Genomic DNA, 18,658 nt, shown 5'->3' on the forward strand with positions numbered 1-18,658 from the left:
CTATTATTTATTATAATCTATCAAATTGATTAGCTTAACAGGCTCGTTATCACGAATCCAATCGGTAAGCATCTCTGCATACATCAGTTTTTTCCTTTTGAAATCATCAGCGTCGGCAACTTCGACTTCAAGGTTTGGCCTTGAATACTTGGTTACTTTAGTTCCAAAGTCCATTCCCGCCAATATGATTTCAGATGCACCTAAAGCCACAGTCAAGAATATTGCCCTATCCCCATCGGTAAATCCTCCAAAATTATAGAGGTTTCCGATAGGCTGAGCCTGTGTAGTTCCAAGCACATTGGTGAAAAATGCAGTCAATGATGTAATCTTATCAATATTGTCCCCATGAGCGTGGATTGCAACGTTTGCTCCCCTAAGATTGGCTAAAAGTATATCATCAAGATTTCCATCCAAATCTGTTGCGACAATATCCGGACAAATCTTTTCTTCGACCAAAGCGGTTGTTGCACCATCTGCTGAAACCAAAACATAATCCTTTAAATCATAATCTTCCTTTAACATTTTTATATGTTTCTTTAAGGACGGTCCAGCACCAAATACGATGAATTTATCTGAAAAGCCTACAATTTGTGACAAATCATCTAATGTAAGGCATCCTTCTATTGATAGGATTTCATCCAACATTTTTGCAGATTCCTCATCGGCACTTCTTGAAAATCCGAAATCTTCAAGTATCTCAGTATAATATTTTTCCCAAAGCCCAAATTCCATATTTAAACCTCACTATAATAATTATTAGCCTTTAGTTTGTTAAATAATTTTGTATATATGAAAATTTCAAATCAAAGAAAAAAGAAGTTTAAGGCATTGATTAGGGCCAAAGTCCTACATTATTTCACAACATCGATATGGGCGCCGGTAATATGTGCATAGAGATTGTTGATTTGTCTTAAAGTAAAACCAATCAGGAATGCTGAAATTACAGTTCCTATATAGACCGCACCGAATATGTTAGTATACCATAATCCACACATTATCAGGGCAACAGCAACTATTGTCGCATCAAATCCTATTTTTACTGATGAAAAGCGCCAGTTTGTTACTATTGCAATGGCTTCAACGCATCCTTCTCCCGGAAGAGGCGCGATATTTGACGGCATATAAATGAATATTCCCAAAGCGATTAAAAAGATGCTTAATGCCAAATAGACAATGCACATCATTACAGATGCATCAAAGGGAATGAATGAAACGAAATACAGTGCAACATCCGTAAAATAGCCGAACACAATACAGTTGATCAGCTGGAGCAGCCTTTTTTTCTCAAATCTTGACTGCAAAATCAGAAATTGGACCAGTATCAGTCCCGCATTGAAAATAAAAGTAGTCATCCCCACACTTAAATTGGTAATCAGCGCCAATGCATATGCTATTGAACTGATTGGTGTTGTTCCAAGTGTTGATGTGATTGAAAATGCCACACCAAAGGACATTACGAACAATCCGAAAACAAATGTGAAAATTCTCTTAAATGTGAGTTCTTCGCCGTTAAATTCCATATACTATCATATATGCTAACCAGTGTTTAAAAAACTTACTCTTATTTTAAACATTGTCTTAAAATGTATTATGGATTTACCCTATAATTGAATAAAATAGCATATTGAAAATATTTAATAAGTATAAGGACAATAGATATAAATAGCTTAATGTAAGCTATACAATTGGAGGAATTGAATGAACGATATTTTATTAATGCTTCCTGGACCAACATCAGTGCACCCAAGAGTGCTTAATGCAATGTCACAAGCTGTTGTTAACCACAGAGGCGCAAAATATGGAGAAATTTTAACTGAAACAACTGAATTAATGAGTAAAGTTTTCCAAACCCCAAATGATTCTTATTTATTAACTGGATCTGGAACTGCTGCTATGGAAGCTGGAATTGCTAATACCGTAGCTCCTGGAGAAAAAATGTTAAATGTAGTAGGTGGAAAATTCGGTGAACGTTTCATGAAAATAGCTCAAACCCATGGAATTGACGCACAAGAATTGGCTGTAGAATGGGGAACTGCTGTAACACCTGAAGCAATCAAAGAAGCTTTAGATGCTGATGAAGACATCAAAGCAGTTAGCGTAATCCACAACGAAACTTCTACCGGTGTAGCAGCACCTATTGAAGAAATCGGTAAAGTAATGAAAAACTATGATGCATTATACATCGTAGATACCGTATCCTCCCTTGGAGGGGATGAAGTTAATGTGGAAAAATTCGGAATCGACGTTTGTCTCACCGGATCTCAAAAATGTTTAGCTGCACCACCTGGAATGGCTGCAATTACCTTAAGCGACGATGCATGGGCTGCAGTTGAAAAAGTAGAAACCAATACTTTCTATTTAGATTTGAAAGCAGCTAAAAAAAGCGGTTCTAAAGTACCTCCTCAAACTCCATACACTCCATCAGTATCCTTAACTTATGCAATGAACGAAGCTTTGAAAATGGTTATGGAAGAAGGACTTGACAACAGAGTCGCACGCCACCACAAAGCAGCTAAAGCTAGTGTAGCTGCAGTCAAAGCATTAGGCTTAGAATTATTCGCAGACGAAGCAGTGTCATCTGCAACCGTAACTGCAGTTAAAATGCCTGAAGGAATTACAGATGATCAATTCAGAGGCACTACTCGTGACAAATATGGTGTCGAATTGGCTGGTGGACAAGACCACTTGAAAGGAAACATTTTCAGAATCGGACACATGGGAAATATTTCCTACAAAGAATTAACTCAAACCTTTGCTGCAATCGGTATGACCTTAAAAGGTTTAGGCGTAATCGAAGACGCTGGCGCTGGTGTAGCATCCATTGCAGAATCATACTTATGATTCTGTTAACTTCTTTTTTTATTTTATGATACCTACTTATAACTTATAAATTCTAACAAAAGGCCAAAAAAGTAATATATTTTTTACATATTATAAGTTAGAAGTTACACTTGAAATGGACGTGTCAAAAAAATATGCCTGCTTATACATTATAAGTTAAAAGTTACACTTGAAATGGATGTCTAAAATATGTGCCTTAAAAGTTATAACTAAAAACTTACACTTGAAACATATGTCTAATTTGTAAAAAAAGTATTACTCGAATTTTTTTCACAATAACTATTAAAATGTTAAAAACAAATATAAACCTATAGATTGGGATGTGAAACTATGACAAACAATATAAAAACAACTGTTGAAGAATTGCATAAGCTCATAAATGTTGACAATGTTATCGGTACCCCGATAGAAACTGAAGACAAACTTCTAATTCCTGTAATAAGAATGGGAGTCGGTTTTGGTGTTGGTGAAAACCTTACCGGCAAAGAAGGAAGCGGAGCTGCCGGTGCCGGTGCCGGGGTAGAACCAATCTCAATGGTATTGATTCCTAAAAAAGGAAACAACGCTGAAGGAGTTCGTGTTCTTGATTTAAGCAAAGGCAACACTACAAACAAAGCATTATCAGATTTAGGTTTGATGATCGGAGATATTGTTAAGAAGTACCTCAACTCCAATGACAACGAATACGACGAATCAGAATACATTGAGCCTGAATACACCACCGAAGTTGAAATTGAAGACGACGATTAGGAACAAATATGTTAAACATCCTGCTGATGATTATTTTAATAATCATCCTATTCATTATTATTCTACTTTTTATTGGGATTAAAATCATATTGATTTATGATAAAACTGGTCCCTTAAGGGATGTTTAAAAATACTTATTTTAAAAAAGATTAAGGTCTATTCCATTGATTTTCCCAGCGAAGATGAATCCGAAGATTCGAAAGAGGAGGATGAACCGGAAGAGGACAGCGAAAGTGATTTGAAAGGGATATTCAATCTGGCAAAACCCTGTCTCGGCTACTTCAAGGAATTCTTGAATTCATTCGTGAAGTGCATTAAAGTCAAGAAAATGGACAACCATCTGATTTTTGGACTTGACTCATATGCGGATACCGGAAAATATATCGGCTATATCTGGAGCCTGTTTACGATAGTGAATGATGCCCATAAAAATGCAAGATTGACAGCAGAGCCTTCATTTAACGGAAGCATATTGGATGCCAAGGGCAACAATGAGATTGACATAAACATTCTAAAGATAATTCCTGCAGCCATAAGATTGATATTAAAAGAAGAAGTCCGTGCATTAATAAAAGGTGTGAGAAATGGATAAGAATATCAAAAATTTCATTCATGACGCTTTGAACTTTGATGTGATTGTGGAATACGATTTTCGAAAGCTATATGGATTTACATTTGCATTCAAGAGCGAGTTCATAAGAATGAGAAATCAACTCACTTCAGCATCAATCACACCTGTCGGAATAATTTACGAAGAAAATGGTGAATTTTACCTGGCACCCCTATATGATGACATTGAGATAGAGGAAGTTATAAAAAGTTATGTTGAAAAGGAAATCATTTAGGAAGAGGAACCTTTTCACTTTCCACAACAACCTCAACAACAAGAGGTCCTGCCAACTCATTTTGAAGAAGCATTTCAAGATCTTCAAGATTTTCGACACGCACCGCATCGATTCCATAGCTTGAGGCCAACTTTACGAAATCTGGATTTTTCAGCTCAACCTGATATGCTTCCATGTCATAGAAATCCTCCTGCCATTGCCTTATGATTGCAAATTCAGAATTGTTGAGGATGAACACTATGACGTCCAGGTCATTTTCCTTAAGTGTTGCCAGCTCCTGGACATTCATCTGGAAATCACCATCACCATTGATGAGGATGATTTTCTCATCGCTTGCAATGGCTGCACCGATTGCGGCCGGAAGGCCATAACCCATAGGTGCCATTGACCCTGAAAACAACAAATGTCCTGGCCTTAGACATTTCTTGAAAAGTGTTGTCCATGTTGTGTGTGAGCCTGCATCCGAAACTGTGATATTGTCATAGAATCTGCTTAAAATCCTCTTGATGGCTGCCTGCGGCTTCAAGTCATCATCCGAACCTTCAATTTCAATGGTGTTGTCGATTCTTAAAATCTCATCAATCCAATCGACCTTTTTGAAAGTGATTTCGGCAAGGAAATCCTCGACTTTTCCATGAATCGGACAGTCACCTACCAGAACATCCCTGTTGATGTTTACATGAATGAGATTTTCCGGGACTTCCTGAAATGTTCTCTCAGATGCCCTTATGCCCAGTGCAATTATGCAGTCCGCATGCTCAAATGCATATTTTGACCTTGGAGCTGAGCGGATACCGACCATTCCCAAATTCAAATCATCATCTTCTGAAATGATTCCCCTCCCGTGGAATGTTGTAGTGACGGGAATCCTGTACTTTAGAGCAATTTCTTCAAGGCGCTCCTTCTGTGAAATGGCTCCGGCTCCCAGGATAAACAGCGGCCTTTCGGATTTGTCAATCAGCTCCTGAGCCCTTGTGATGTTTGACATGTCGTCTTCACAGAGGTAGCAGAGCTTAATGTCATCAAAATCCTCCTGAAGCAGAACGTCCTTTGCCAGATTGATATGAATCGGACCTTTCGGAATTGTTTTAAGCTCAAAAATGGCTGCCCTTAATGCATACAAAGCTTCAGTTCCGTTCAAAGGATTATATGATGCTCTTGTTATGTGCCTGAACATTTCGAATTGGGGAGTTGTCTGGAAATGGTCTGTGTTTCTGTATTCCAATTCATTATCCCCTGTCAGGACCAGAATCGGAACGTTGTCCTTGAAAGCTGTTGCAAGCGCCATTGTGAAGTTCAGTGCTCCCGGAGATGCTGTTGCAATGCATACCCCAAGCTTTCCTGTGGACCGGTAGTATCCGTCGGCGGCATGGGCTGCGGCCTGTTCATGCCTTGTCAGTATATGATTGATGCTTGATGCTGAAAGTGACTTGTAAATAGGTGTTATCTGCTCGCCCGGAACTCCGAAAACATTTTCGACTCCTTCCTCTTCAAGGATTTCTACGAACCTGTCCGCTACGTTCACTCTTCCTCCTCCTGGTATGATCCGTTATACTCGCCTGAGCCTTCCACCGGAAATACGACCGCCTGTGCAATTCTGTCGCCTGATTTTATTTTATATTCGAATTCACCGTGATTGTAAATCATGAACATCAATGTTCCGTAAAATCCAGGGTCTCCAACCGCTGTTTGAACGGATATGAATGACCTTAAGAGGGTTGACCTTGGAAGGTAAAGCATGGTGTATCCTTTAGGTATCTTGATTTTCCTTCTGATGCTTGCCAGATATGCTGTATGCGGTTTCAATGTATAGATGTCGCCTTCCATTTCCCTGATTTCAGGCAGATTCTTTTCATTGTCAATGAGTGACCCACCGCTTTCCTGAATGTATATTTTATCTAGTTCCAAATCAATTCCTGAGGGCTGCACCAAATCAGCAAAGTCTGGAAACAGCTTAACAAGTTCTTTTTCACCGAGCATTATTATCAAATCCTTTTAATAATCTATTTATATTCAATACTTAATATATTTTAATTGGTGATAAAATGCCTGTAATTACAATAGCTGGAAATGACGGAATTACTATAGAAAAGAAAAGAGAAATGGTTAAAAAAGTATCTGAAGTAGTTGCTGACGCATATGGCTTGCCTATTGAAGCCATTACCGTGCTCGTCCAACCATACGCTAAAGAGGACATTGGCGTGGCCGGAGGATTGTTGAGCGACAGAGAATAAGTAATTTAAATCAAATAGGGGAGATACAACGACCAAACTCCCCTTTTAAAGTTCAAACCAAAAAAGAACTTGCATTCAATTTCTTGAATACAATTAAATATTAATGTTGCATCATATTTAACTATTTGTTTTGGAGTAGGAATTTTCGCCAGTTCTTTCAATCAGATTCAGTTCGATGAGCTCATCGATGTTTCTTTGAATCTTGTTTTCGAAATTTTTGGACCTGTATCTGATTAGGGATCTTTTGATTTCATCAAATGATGTGTTTGAATCGATAGAATCATGAACTGATTGCTGGAACGGAGTCAAATTGAAGATTACCTGGCTTAAAATGGATTCATTTTCATTGACGTTGTCAAATGACCAGTTCTTGTCCTTGGTCTTTACATGGAATCTGTCTTCAAGCTCGGGAATCCTGTCCTTCAGCAAATCAAGGTGAGGATAATCTGCGAGGCCATATTTGTGCTTGGATATCTTTGCAAGAAACCCTTCATAGACCCTTTGAAGATCTATCTGGCTTTTGAATGTGAAGTTGCCCAATACATAAACATAATCATCAATTACGCTGACAACCCTATAGGAATTCGTTTCATCGTCAAATTCTATCTCCTTGAACCTGTTTACATCCCAATCGTTGTCCAGAAGGAAATTCCTGACGAATCTGGCATCCTCAAAAGCATCATAATATCCGAAGATATAGTCATCACCTGCTATCTGCTTTTTGATTGTGAAAGTGTCGAATACCCTGGCGATGTTCAATCCGTATTTCGAACCGTTCGGGTTTCTCTTGAAATTCTTAACAAGCCTTACAATCCTCAGGGTATCCGGCATGCTTTTGTCCTTGGAAAGAAGATGGAGCTTATCATCAATAATCGCCAAAACAAGGTAATCATCATCCCTTTTAACTGCCTGAGGAATTCTGTTTAAATCCCAGTCACATTGAATCAACAAATCCCTAATGAATATGGCGTCATCCAAATCACTCACTTTAGCATAAATCTTGGATGATTTGACAATATTGAATGAATTCCTGTTTTCTCGAAGATATCTCTTATCCATAATAATACTTTTATTTTAAAAATTAATAAAATTATGCTTTGAGATAATATGTCTCTTTTGAAATTATTTAAAAAAAAGATTAAGAAGAGATGTTTTCATCACCGAAAACATCACCTTCACCGAAAATTTTCTAAACCCTATTTACAACAATAGTGTTAGCTATTTCAACATCACTATATTGGCCGTTTCCTTCAAATTTAGCTGAAATATCATAAGTGCCCACAGCCAGATTGATAGGTAAGCTTGCAACACCATTTTCATTGGTTCTGATGCTATAGGTTTTACCGACTACTGTAATCTTTACTATGCTATTGGCGATAGGACTGCCGCTAGGGTCGGTTAAAGTGACATCATAGCTTGTACCGTCACGATAGTTCATGACAACATCATTAGCGGTTAAAACAGCTGCAGGCTGTTTAACTGTTATTGAAGCACTTGTAAAGGCAGCTTCATGAATTTCATCGCCTTCAAATGTAGCGTTGACATCATAAACTCCAGCCCTTAAATTAATAGCCAAGCTGGCAACACCGTTAGCATCGGTTACAGTGGTATAATATTTGCCGACAATACCTATTTTAACGACAGAATTGACAATAGGATTGCCGCTGGCATCAGTCAGGGTAACAGTCCAAGCAGAACCATCCTTATAGCACATCACAAGGTCGTCTGCGGATAATGTAGTGGTATCCGGAGTGTTTACGAACACAGTATTTGCAATGGATGCTGAACTGTACCTTGCATTTCCTTCAAAGGTTGCGGTAATATCATAAACACCAACACCCAAGTTAATAGGCAAGGTAGCAACACCATTTTCATCGGTTCTGCGGTCATATGTGATACCTACAATGTTGATTTTGACAATAGTATTGGCAATAGGGTTACCGTTAGGATCAGTTAAGGTCACTGCATATTCACTGCCGTCACTATGAACCATGACAACATCTTCAGCAGATAAGATAGCTGCAGGATTTTTAACTGTCACTGTGGCTCTTGCAAATGCAGATTGGTGATTTGCATCGCCGTCAAAGGTTGCGTTTATATCATAAACGCCAACACCCAAGTTAATAGGCAAGTTGGCAACACCGTTTGCATCAGTCTTTCTGTTGTAGACTTTGCCGACAATGCCTATTTTAACAATAGCGTTAGACATAGGATTGCCGCTGGCATCAGTCAAGGTGACAGTCCAAGCAGAACCATCCTTATAGCACATCTCAAGGTCACCGGTAGATAAAACAGCTGCATTAGGTCTGCATACAGTTACTTTAGATACAATAGATGCAGGACTTGCTGTATCACTTCCTTCAAATGTGGCGGTAAAATCATAAACCCCAACATACAAGTCAATAGGACGGCTGGCCCTACCTTCCTCGTTGGTTTGGATATAAACCATTTCGTCACCCATTTCAAGCATGATTGGAACATCAGCGATAGGGTTGCCGTTTGAATCTGTTACGAATAATGTATATTCTGTACCGTCATTTTCAACCATAATGATGTCCTCGGCTGATAAGGTTGCCGGAGGATAATTAACGTATATGGAAGCACTTACAGATGAAGAAGCATAATTTAAATCTCCTTCAAACCTTGCAGTCATATCATAAATGCCGATAGCCAAGTTGATAGGTAGGCTGGCAACACCATCAGCATTGGTCTTCCTGTCATAAACCCTGTCTAATATGCCTATTTTAACGATAGCATTAGCAATAGGATTAGCGTTTACATCAGTCAAAGTGACAGTCCAAGCGGAACCGTCTTTATAGGTCATGAACAAGTCATCAGCTGACAATGAAGTTCCAACACGGTCAAATACAACGTCAAGATCTCTTTCAACCAATAAAGTCTCCTGAGGATAGATATAATCATCAGAAGGCATGCCCGGTTCAGGTTCATATTCGTCAGGAACATGTGTAATCTTAATGTTATAGGTGCCTGCTTCGGTGATGCCTAAATCCTGTACACTCAAGCTTATATATTTGCATCCTTGATTATCAGAACACAAGCGGAATAAATCAAGGTCGTTTCCGAATTCATCTGCAAACATATCATGCAGGAATGTGAATTTTTCATCTTCACTCAATTGATAGAATTCATCAGGATTAATACCAAATTCTTCCAAATAGCCATCATCATCTGTATACAACAGACCTGAGTCATATATCCAAATTCTGAGGATTTTTTCTCCCAAACCTTCTATTTTTTCATCATTTACATATACATTGAATTGGCCTCCACCAATATCTATGTAAATGCTTTGCCTATTTGCATCATCAGTGGCAGAAATCATTGCAATCGGATTAGCATCATAGCCGCCGAAGTGAGGATTCTCATTACTGACTTCAATTTGGAATAACGGTTTTACGTCATCTGGGGTGACCACTTTATATACGTAATCGGCAATTCTTATACGTTTGAATGTTAATGAATCTTCACCATAATTTAATGTGAATGTTACGACAGTATTTTCAGGAAGAAGAGTCATCAAATCATAATCGTCTAAAGAAAGCTTGTATCTATTTCCTAAAATGCGATAGTTATATTCAGTGTAGAATTCCTCCAGGGATATTGTGCGAATTCCTGTGTCACCATCACTGATTACAACACCACCGTCAATAACTTCATAGCTATCAGGAATGCTGAATTCAATGAAAACACCGTTAGGGCGTGGTCCCATAGTATCAGGACTGTTGAGGTCTCCAGTAGTGATGTTACCGTAGAATATGTAATGTTCAACGCCTACATGAAGCTGATGGAGAATTGCATTGGTGTCTGTGACCTCAACAACATATTCATAAATAGGGAATTCTGAATCTAATACATCAACATAGAACTCTAAAATGTCCCTATCCTCGACTTGAGATAAATCCAAATTGATAGGGTATTCCCAAGCCTGCTTATCCTCAATCCAGTTAGGTTGGATATCGGATGAAATCATGGAAGCAAATGGTTCATCATTTTTAGTAACGGCAACAGTAACTACAGTATTTTCATCTTTTTTAGGAATTATCAGGTAGGCTACAGTTACATCTCCTTTGTCAAATTCCATGTCTCCTTCATCTTCAGCAGCAAAATAGAAATCAATTTCTTCTTGAGGACCGTCATCTTCATCATCGTCATCATAGACAAAGGTCATGTTTGAGCTTATACTAAGGAAATTGCCTTCTGTTCCATTGTAATAATAGGTTACAGTAACGACATAATCACCTGGAGCCAATTCGTCATCATCAATCCAAATACCACATGACATATCGCCATCATCTTCCTCTAATTGGAAATTGTATATTTTTTCATTACCCTCTTCATCCACGAGGCCGACATTAATTATGACATCATCCTGTGATGGATCCCAAACGGTACCGTGCTCATTGAAGTAGTGGGCATGTATTACAGCAATCCAATCTTCCTCATCACAGAAGCGATGGTCTTCATAGTCAAACAATTCAATGCTTACCCCATCGGATTCCACGTATTTTCTTTCAATCAATTTGATTTCAGCGTTTTTTGAAAAGTGTGCAGTAGACTGTTGTGGCATAGTAACATTAAAACTGCCCATATTAATTTCCTGGAACTCTGCTGTTAAATTGTAAGTGCCAGAGGTAAAGTTTCCATCCAATTTAGAATCTAATATATAATATCTGTTTAAAATACCCTCTTCACCATAGAACTGATTGTCAATTTGCTCTTTTTCAGTTAAAACATCAAGTTGATCTACAAAACCTACAAATAATTGGTTTCCACTGTCATTCTTAATTATGACATAACCAGTAGTGCCGTCAGGAACCACCAAATAAACTACAGTAGAGAGCATGAAATCATTGGTTCCCATAATGGCCCTTTTAGGAATCTCAAGTGGATTTTCAAAGGTATATTCGTAATCAAGAATTAGATTATTATCGTTGTCATAAATGCTAAATGTATAAGTGCCCACATCAGTAAAACGGAAATCAGCTAAATCAAATTCTGCATACTTTCCATCTTCATTAACTGTATATGTATTTTGAATTTGGTTCGCTTCAATCCTTAAAGTTTCGCCGGCAGTGCCTTCAGGACAATAGACCAGCAATTTACCGTTTTTATCAAGAAGTGATGTGGATTCTACTTTCACTCTGAATTTGGAATTGTCGACAACAATTACATAATCACTGTCCTGCAAGTATCTTGTTTTCCAGTAGAAAGCATAATGGCCGTTCTCATCGCCAATATACTTAAAATATAGAATTTTTCCATTATCAATATCCGTCCAACATGTATTTTCAGGATATGTATCTTCAGGATATGTATCTTCAGGCCATTCATCAACAGAATCAACATAATTGAACTCGAATTCATCATAGGAGACATAGCGTGCATCAAGGGAATAATCGCCTTCCTCACTTAAATCTAAATCAGACCTTTTAAAGGTGAGTTCTTGGCCCAACATCTCATTTGTTATATTAATTACTTTACATAGCATTAAATCCGGATCTCCGGCCTCATTTGGATAAAGTATATTACCCCAACTCAATACCAAAGCACCGTTATTGTAACTTTGAGGGATATGAATGGTTAAGATATTTTCATCTTTATTTATATCAGTTTCGCCGTTAATACTTTCAGATTTAAAATCAAGATAGACTGTTGTCTCAACACTGTCTATAATCCTTCCATCTTCTTCATATGTAATTTCAAGATTATACTCTCCGGTAGTGGCATTTTCCAAATCTTCCTTAAAGACAACATATCCGTCATACTGGTCAAATTTGTATCCTTTCATCTGATAGTTGTACTCCATTTCGGAAATGCTTTTACGGAAAAATACCCATGCCGGAATATCCTTATTCCTGATGGTCAATACACCGGTCGCATTATCTCCAACCTTATAGTGTAAAAGTGTTACGATTTCCCTAAATGTGATCAAATCACTGTTAACGTCAAAATAGCTGCCCGGCTCTACCTTTTCAAATACTTCAAAAGAAGCTGTGGCAGTCACTGACTCGAAATATCCATTACCTGCATAGGTTACGGTTAGTGTATGTGTTCCCACATCCAAATTTTCAAAAGTGTATGTAGCATTATATTCCTCGAACTCTACCGTATAATTATTCTCATCATCAAGATTCAGTGAAAAAGTACCCTCACGGGGGAGATCAATCTCTATATTAACCACAGCAGGTTCACCATATTCAACATCTGAAACAGACACCTCCAACTCAGGCACCATAAGAGTAAAGTTGCCAGCAGACTGCACTTCAGCATCGCTAGATTCTAGTATCTGTTCATCTTCTATAGAAACTATTTCATCGTCAGAAGCATCGACTGACACCTCATCCATAGTTTCAACTGCCAGCGTGTCTGTGGAGTTGACATCCTCCGATGCGCTGACAGCACCAATTGTTAAGATAGCCAGCAGCAATAGGCCGACTATCATCAGCTTTTTATATTTCATATTATAACCTTTTTTGTTAAATGTTATATTCAACTCGAATACATTATTTATCTCTGTTTAATATTTTATATATAAATTATCATTCAAAATTGAATAAACTTAAAAGCAAAATCAAAATTTATAAGCAAAATTATATGATTCTATAAAATATGATATACACAATTTAACAATAAAACAAAAAATAGAATAATTTTTAAAATAATTGCAATGCTCTCCAAATTAATTAAAAACTAGTTAAAATCAAGTAAAGTATTTTTTACATTCAGATATTGGAATTTGATATGAAATAAAAAAAAATAAGAGAAAAATAGGGAAATCATGCCCCTATCTTTTAACTTTGGCAGTTTTGCTGACTGAAGATTTGAGGTAAGTGACCTTATATGAATATTTTTTGCCGACCTTAAGCTTCTTAAGCACTGATTTTTTAATGGTAAGCTTTGCAATGCCCTTTTTGCTGGTTTTTGCCTTATATGTTTTGCCCTTGAATTTGAAGGATATCCATTTGTATTTTATTGGAGTTTTGCCTTTCTTGAGGGTTGCAGTCAAAACCAGTTTTTTGGCAGATTTCTTAATCTTGACGGTTTTCAAGGTCATGATCTGTTTTACTGTCAGGGTTTTGGTCAGCTTAACGCCGGCGCATGTTATTGTCATTGTGTATTTTCCAGGCTTCAATTTCGGAAGCTTGAATGTTGCAACGCCGTTTTCATTTGCATATGCTTCTATTGTCTTTTTGCCGATTTTGACTGTTGCATATATGTAGCTTTCCTCTTCTAATCCGCGCATGAGTTTAACTTTGTATTTTGCATTGTCAGTGTAGTAGACTTTGAGGTTATCTGCCTTGATTGTTACCGGAACAGGCACATGGACGATTGTGCTGAGCTCATCGACTTCAAAGTCATCGCCGGAATAATTTGCTGTGATATTGTGGTCTCCGCTTTTCAAGTCTTTAAGGTTTACTGAAGCCTTGCCTTTTGAAAGCTTTTGGCTTTTGTAGAGCTTGCCGTCAACGTAAACGTCAAGGCTGCCTTTTGCAGTGCTTGGCAATGTCAATGACACTTTTGAATAATCGTCAATATACCATTCAGGGCCGATGATTCTGTAGGACACTGTGAAGTTATGGGTCAATGAATAACTGTTGTATTTCTCATTGCCCTTGAAGTCAAAGTTTAGGGTGTGGTTTCCTGCGCTCAATTTTGAAATGTCAAGCTCGATCCATCCGGAATTGTCTATTGTGAACTTATCATATTTTACGCCATCGATTGTTATTGTAATCAGATTCTTCTTAAAGTCCATCGGAACGATTATTTCTATATAATCCTCGCTGCCGTAGGTGAATCCGTCTCCCCAGCAGTCCACATAATAGCTTACATTCACTATTTCCTTTTTGGATTTTTTGAAGTTCTTTGCAAGGTATATGACCTCGATTTCATGCTGGCCACATTTTACATACTTGAATAATGATTCCAAATACTCTCCTCGCTTATCAAGCTTTCCGGACAGAATCATCCTATTGTCGAAATAGACGAATATGGTACCGTCGGTATTGTTCACTATTTTGGCGGTCAGGCAGTCATCATGTTCCAGGACTATGTCTTTTGGAATGTCGATGAGCATGTCAACGACTGTGAAATTGAATGTCCTGTCTGACGGAAGATAGTAGTCATCACCGGAATATACTAATCTTAAAGTATGGTTTCCCAAATCAAGCCTGTTGAGCTTGGTGATGTTCAGGACTGTAAACGGATGAGTTTCAAGGATTTCTGAGAGATTGCCGTCGATGTAAACCTCAAGGGTTCCGTTTGCGGATTGCGGGAACATCACTGCAGGATGCTGATAGTTAGAATTGTCATCCTTCAGTATTTCATCGATTCCGAATCCATAGTCATGGTCCTGCTTGAATTTCATGACCTTAAGGGTATGTGATGAGTTTAAAAGAATCTCATTGTAGAAAATGTCGATTTTGTGGCTTGTGTGGTCTGTCAACCTGTTTACCACAAGATATGGAAACTTGGGTTTCGGAATGCTTATCGGTATCTTTACAGATTTGTTTGTTATGTTTTCATGGTATATCTCAACGTCATCCACCGTTGCCTTCAGTCTTCCTTCGGCATTTTCAGGAAGATTGACATCAATAACACCTAAATCTTCCTCATAAACCTTCTCGGGAAATGACACGTTGATATCCTGAGCTATTTCTTCATCAGCGTCCGTTGCATTGTCTTCGGCGCTGACTGCACCCATAATAAAAACAGCCAAAATGAATATTGATAGAATGATTATCCTGTTCACTTTCATGATTACACCAATATATTATATATTATAAATAATAACTTATAAGTTAGCATTATAAAAAAAAGAAAATCAATAGAGAGTTGATGACCCCCTATCTTTTAACCTTTGCAGTTTTTTTGACCGTGGTCTTCAGGTAGGTTGCCTGATATGTGACCTTTTTACCCACTTTAAGTTTTTTCAGGACTGACTTTTTGATTGTATATTTTGCAACACCTTTCTTGCTGGTCTTTGCCTTGTAGGTTTTGCCTTTAAACTTGAACTTGATCCATTTGCCCCTGATGTATTTTCCGTTGACCTTCTTGAGTGTTGCTGTCAATACCAGTTTTTTGGCGGATTTTTTGACTTTGACAGTCTTTATGGACAATATCTGTTTTACTGTGAGCTTTTTGTTGGTGATTTTCAAATCCTTATAGGTTATCTTAACTTTGTATTTACCTGGAGTTATTGTGTTTGGTATCTTGAACTTGGCAACGCCGTATCTGTTTGTCTTTGCTGTGAATGTCTTTTTGCCTATCTGGATTTTTACCTTTTCGTCGCTTCCCACAAGTTTGCCGAATATGTCATATACCTTAAAGGCATATCCTTTTCCTGCAGTATATAGCATGTTGATGTTGGCTGCGCCTGTGACTTTTGAAGGGAATTTGAATGTAATTGAATCTACCCTGGAGAGGAGTTTGCCGTCCTTGTATACAAATGGGTACAGTCCGAATTGTGCTGATCCATATCCGTTCTTGACCACCTGATTCAGCTTGATTTTCATGAGAGATTTTGCCTTGTTGAGCACTGCCTTGTTTATAAGGATTGAATTGCTTTTGCTTAAGTCAAACTCTGCAATAGGAATGTAGCCTGATGCATAAATACATAAAACAAGCACTGAATTTCTGTAGTTGTCCATGGATATCTTTATTTTCTTATCAACACCATATTGTACTATATTGTCAGATTTTAAAGGCTTTATTATGAATGATTCTGAATAAGGTGCAACTTCACAGTTTCCATTGAAATATGCTTTAACGTCATAACTGCCAACACGGTCGGAAGGCAGGTTTAGAGTAGCCTTGCCGTTTTTCACAGAAGTGGTGCAGTTGACTTCAAATCCATCATAATATCTGATTTCAGCTATCAAATCTCCTTTAGCGTCCTTTGGTAGGAATAAACTTATGCCGAACTTTGATTCGTAAGAGTATGAAGATTCATCAGGACCGGTTATTCTTGCAATAATGTTTATTGTATCATTGGTGGAGTTTGAAGGATATTTTTCATCACCGGCATATGCGGCATTAATGCTGTGGCGGCCAGGTCCCAACTTGGAAATGTCAACTTCATAATGGTATTCCGGAACGTCATATCCTGAATCGACTTTGGCAGTCTTATAGGTCTTGCCGTCAATCTTTACCACCGGCTTGCCCCTGATGTCATTAGGAAGCCAGATGGCGACTGTATTCTCATCACCCAAATCATAATTGCCCGCATCGATTCTGATTGGACAGGACACCTCATAATCGCAGGAATATGTGAATGAATAATTGTTTCCTTTGAATGCAACTTCAATGCTGTAGATTTGGCCTTTCTTAACATCGAGAGGTATTCCAAAATATTGGTAAAAATCATCATTGCCTTTAACCTTGGTTGTTTTAATGGTCTTACCATCCACCTTGGCGATAAGATTGCCAACAGCATCACTAGGCAAGCGGATGATAATACTGCCATCACCAATATAGCATTCATGGTCAACGATTTCAAAATCGACAGTTCTGTTTGCTGAATTGAAATCATCCCTGTATTCTATGAATATTGTGTGGTTTCCAAGGTCATCCCAAACAGGAGGCATGGTAAAGTCTACATCCCCTTCAATGGTTTGGGCAACATTTCCATCATAATATATTTTTGTAGTTCCGGCAAGAGGATAGTTTTCATCGAAAACCATGATTTTGTAATTGAATGTATCCTCATAATTATACCACCAGTCCCATATGCATACTGTGCCCGGATAGTAATCCTCAATGATTACATTTGGAGTTACATCGAGTACTTTTATGTCATAGTTCCATGAATAGTTTTCATATTTTGCATTGAGCTTATATTCTCCCAGACTTAAGTCTGATATCGGAACTTTCAGTTTTCCGTTTTCAACCATGTAATTGCCGTTTATCAAACCTGACAATATCAATTCTCCATTGCAATCTTCGGATGCATTGAATACAATATTATAGGTGCCGTTAACCCATAATTTGGATGGGCAAGTGAGTTTCGGAGAAACGAAAACTGACTTGTTGAATGATTTTTTGCCGAATGTGAATTCGACGATGTTTTCGCCCACATCAAAATCGGATATGGTGAGATGGGCGTAATAGCTATATCCTTCGGCATCTTCCTCCAGTATGAACGGATAGATTTTATTTTTGAATTTTGCAGAACCTTTTGTTTTTATTTCATAAGTTCCGAATTCCACGGAATCCCCATACACTATGTTGGAATCGTATTCAATGTCAACGCCTGAAATTGCATATTTTCCTTTTTTGAATGATTTTCCTGCATAGAACACTTCATATCTGTGTGTTCCAATGCCGTATTTGCTCAAATCGATTTCAACATTTCCGCTGCCTGACTTTTTATTGAAAACAATCTTATCGTCAATCACAACCTTAATGTTGCCTGGCAGATTGGAGCAGGTATGAACCTCAAGATAGTTCCATCCACTATTTTCAGGAGCGTTTACCTGAAAATACGGCTCGATTGTTGCGTTTTTGACAAAGCCTGCATATTTTCCGTCACCTGAATATGCTATTGAAACGTTATGGAAATCGAACGGCAGATTCAAGTCATTCAAAATCAATGCATTTCCTCCGACGGAAACATTATGATTGTATCTTTCCTTGCCGTCGATTGAAATGATGATGTTTCCTGAAGCGTCGCCCGGCATGTCACTTACGGAAACCGCACTGATCTCATCGGTAGAGAGCTCATCAACCCTTATGCTGCAGTCATCAGCTTCGGCCAATTCATTTTGATTAGTGAACTTGGCCACTTCAACATCGTCCAGCGGAAATACGGACACATCACCCGTTTCGTTTGCAAGGACATCTGAAGAATCAGCAGCACTGGCCATACCTACCGCTAAAATGGCCAGCAGAAAAATGCATATCAACATAATCTTTTTAACTTTCATAATATGACCCTAATTAATAATTATATGATATAGAGTATGTTTTATA

At 38.0% G+C, this 18,658-nt stretch carries 13 protein-coding genes; 5 read left to right on the forward strand and 8 right to left on the reverse strand.

The annotated features are described in order from the left end of the window. Nucleotides 1–3: 3 nt before the first annotated feature. Nucleotides 4–732 (reverse strand): 6-hydroxymethylpterin diphosphokinase MptE-like protein, encoded by a 729-nt coding sequence (locus QZU81_RS04470; RefSeq protein WP_295589625.1) that lies wholly within the window; start codon nucleotides 730–732, stop codon nucleotides 4–6. 119 nt (nucleotides 733–851) lie between these two features. Further along, nucleotides 852–1,520, reverse strand: coding sequence for a YitT family protein (locus QZU81_RS04475; protein WP_295589626.1), 669 nt, complete (start codon nucleotides 1,518–1,520; stop codon nucleotides 852–854). A gap of 178 nt (nucleotides 1,521–1,698) precedes the next feature. Here QZU81_RS04475 and QZU81_RS04480 point away from each other — a divergent pair, with 178 nt between their 5' ends. From QZU81_RS04480 to QZU81_RS04495, 4 genes are all read left to right on the forward strand, one after another. Beyond that, nucleotides 1,699–2,841 (forward strand): alanine--glyoxylate aminotransferase family protein, encoded by a 1,143-nt coding sequence (locus QZU81_RS04480; RefSeq protein ID WP_295589627.1) that lies wholly within the window; start codon nucleotides 1,699–1,701, stop codon nucleotides 2,839–2,841. A 330-nt stretch (nucleotides 2,842–3,171) separates the two neighbouring features. Continuing rightward, nucleotides 3,172–3,591 (forward strand): GerW family sporulation protein, encoded by a 420-nt coding sequence (locus QZU81_RS04485; RefSeq protein WP_295589628.1) that lies wholly within the window; start codon nucleotides 3,172–3,174, stop codon nucleotides 3,589–3,591. Between the two features lie 238 nt (nucleotides 3,592–3,829). Further along, on the forward strand, nucleotides 3,830–4,183 hold the full coding sequence (locus QZU81_RS04490; RefSeq protein ID WP_295589629.1) for a DUF2953 domain-containing protein: 354 nt from the start codon (nucleotides 3,830–3,832) through the stop codon (nucleotides 4,181–4,183). Next, a complete protein-coding gene (locus tag QZU81_RS04495; protein WP_292827110.1) occupies nucleotides 4,176–4,436 on the forward strand; it encodes a hypothetical protein in 261 nt (86 codons plus the stop codon). The genes QZU81_RS04490 and QZU81_RS04495 overlap by 8 nt, the downstream gene beginning before the upstream one ends. On the opposite strand, the gene QZU81_RS04500 is transcribed toward QZU81_RS04495, so the two are convergent. Together QZU81_RS04500 and QZU81_RS04505 are read right to left on the reverse strand one after the other, a co-directional pair. Beyond that, nucleotides 4,429–5,961 carry a thiamine pyrophosphate-binding protein gene (locus QZU81_RS04500; protein WP_295589631.1) on the reverse strand — a complete coding sequence of 511 codons (1,533 nt, stop codon included), beginning with the start codon at nucleotides 5,959–5,961 and terminating at the stop codon, nucleotides 4,429–4,431. The two genes, QZU81_RS04495 and QZU81_RS04500, sit on opposite strands and share 8 nt — an antisense overlap. Continuing rightward, nucleotides 5,958–6,416 (reverse strand): deoxyuridine 5'-triphosphate nucleotidohydrolase, encoded by a 459-nt coding sequence (locus tag QZU81_RS04505; RefSeq protein ID WP_295589633.1) that lies wholly within the window; start codon nucleotides 6,414–6,416, stop codon nucleotides 5,958–5,960. Before QZU81_RS04505 ends, QZU81_RS04500 begins: the two co-directional genes overlap by 4 nt. Nucleotides 6,417–6,481: 65 nt before the next feature. Between QZU81_RS04505 and dmpI the strand changes: the two genes are divergently transcribed. Continuing rightward, the gene (dmpI, locus tag QZU81_RS04510; RefSeq protein ID WP_292827119.1) at nucleotides 6,482–6,670 is read left to right on the forward strand and encodes a 4-oxalocrotonate tautomerase DmpI; all 189 of its coding nucleotides are present in this window, start codon (nucleotides 6,482–6,484) and stop codon (nucleotides 6,668–6,670) included. 117 nt (nucleotides 6,671–6,787) lie between these two features. On the opposite strand, the gene QZU81_RS04515 is transcribed toward dmpI, so the two are convergent. The 4 genes from QZU81_RS04515 to QZU81_RS04530 form a co-directional block, all read right to left on the reverse strand. Further along, a complete protein-coding gene (locus tag QZU81_RS04515; RefSeq protein ID WP_295589635.1) occupies nucleotides 6,788–7,729 on the reverse strand; it encodes a hypothetical protein in 942 nt (313 codons plus the stop codon). Nucleotides 7,730–7,859: 130 nt separating this feature from the next. Beyond that, on the reverse strand, nucleotides 7,860–13,151 hold the full coding sequence (locus QZU81_RS04520; RefSeq protein WP_295589637.1) for a hypothetical protein: 5,292 nt from the start codon (nucleotides 13,149–13,151) through the stop codon (nucleotides 7,860–7,862). Nucleotides 13,152–13,475: 324 nt separating this feature from the next. After that, nucleotides 13,476–15,446: a hypothetical protein gene (locus tag QZU81_RS04525; RefSeq protein ID WP_295589639.1), complete on the reverse strand. Its 1,971-nt coding sequence runs from the start codon at nucleotides 15,444–15,446 to the stop codon at nucleotides 13,476–13,478. 88 nt (nucleotides 15,447–15,534) lie between these two features. Further along, nucleotides 15,535–18,612, reverse strand: coding sequence for an Ig-like domain-containing protein (locus QZU81_RS04530; protein WP_295589640.1), 3,078 nt, complete (start codon nucleotides 18,610–18,612; stop codon nucleotides 15,535–15,537). Between the last annotated feature and the right edge of the window lie 46 nt (nucleotides 18,613–18,658).

Origin of the sequence: uncultured Methanobrevibacter sp., from assembly GCF_902770715.1 — an archaeon.
In the GTDB taxonomy this organism is placed as follows: Archaea; Methanobacteriota; Methanobacteria; order Methanobacteriales; family Methanobacteriaceae; genus Methanocatella.

Coding starts and splice junctions, on each gene's coding strand:
- QZU81_RS04470 (WP_295589625.1), bottom strand. CDS start 732: ATGGAATTTGGGCTTTGGGAAAAATATTATACTGAGATACTTGAAGAT.
- QZU81_RS04475 (WP_295589626.1), bottom strand. CDS start 1,520: ATGGAATTTAACGGCGAAGAACTCACATTTAAGAGAATTTTCACATTT.
- QZU81_RS04480 (WP_295589627.1), top strand. CDS start 1,699: ATGAACGATATTTTATTAATGCTTCCTGGACCAACATCAGTGCACCCA.
- QZU81_RS04485 (WP_295589628.1), top strand. CDS start 3,172: ATGACAAACAATATAAAAACAACTGTTGAAGAATTGCATAAGCTCATA.
- QZU81_RS04495 (WP_292827110.1), top strand. CDS start 4,176: ATGGATAAGAATATCAAAAATTTCATTCATGACGCTTTGAACTTTGAT.
- QZU81_RS04505 (WP_295589633.1), bottom strand. CDS start 6,416: ATGCTCGGTGAAAAAGAACTTGTTAAGCTGTTTCCAGACTTTGCTGAT.
- dmpI (WP_292827119.1), top strand. CDS start 6,482: ATGCCTGTAATTACAATAGCTGGAAATGACGGAATTACTATAGAAAAG.
- QZU81_RS04515 (WP_295589635.1), bottom strand. CDS start 7,729: ATGGATAAGAGATATCTTCGAGAAAACAGGAATTCATTCAATATTGTC.
- QZU81_RS04520 (WP_295589637.1), bottom strand. CDS start 13,151: ATGAAATATAAAAAGCTGATGATAGTCGGCCTATTGCTGCTGGCTATC.
- QZU81_RS04525 (WP_295589639.1), bottom strand. CDS start 15,446: ATGAAAGTGAACAGGATAATCATTCTATCAATATTCATTTTGGCTGTT.
- QZU81_RS04530 (WP_295589640.1), bottom strand. CDS start 18,612: ATGAAAGTTAAAAAGATTATGTTGATATGCATTTTTCTGCTGGCCATT.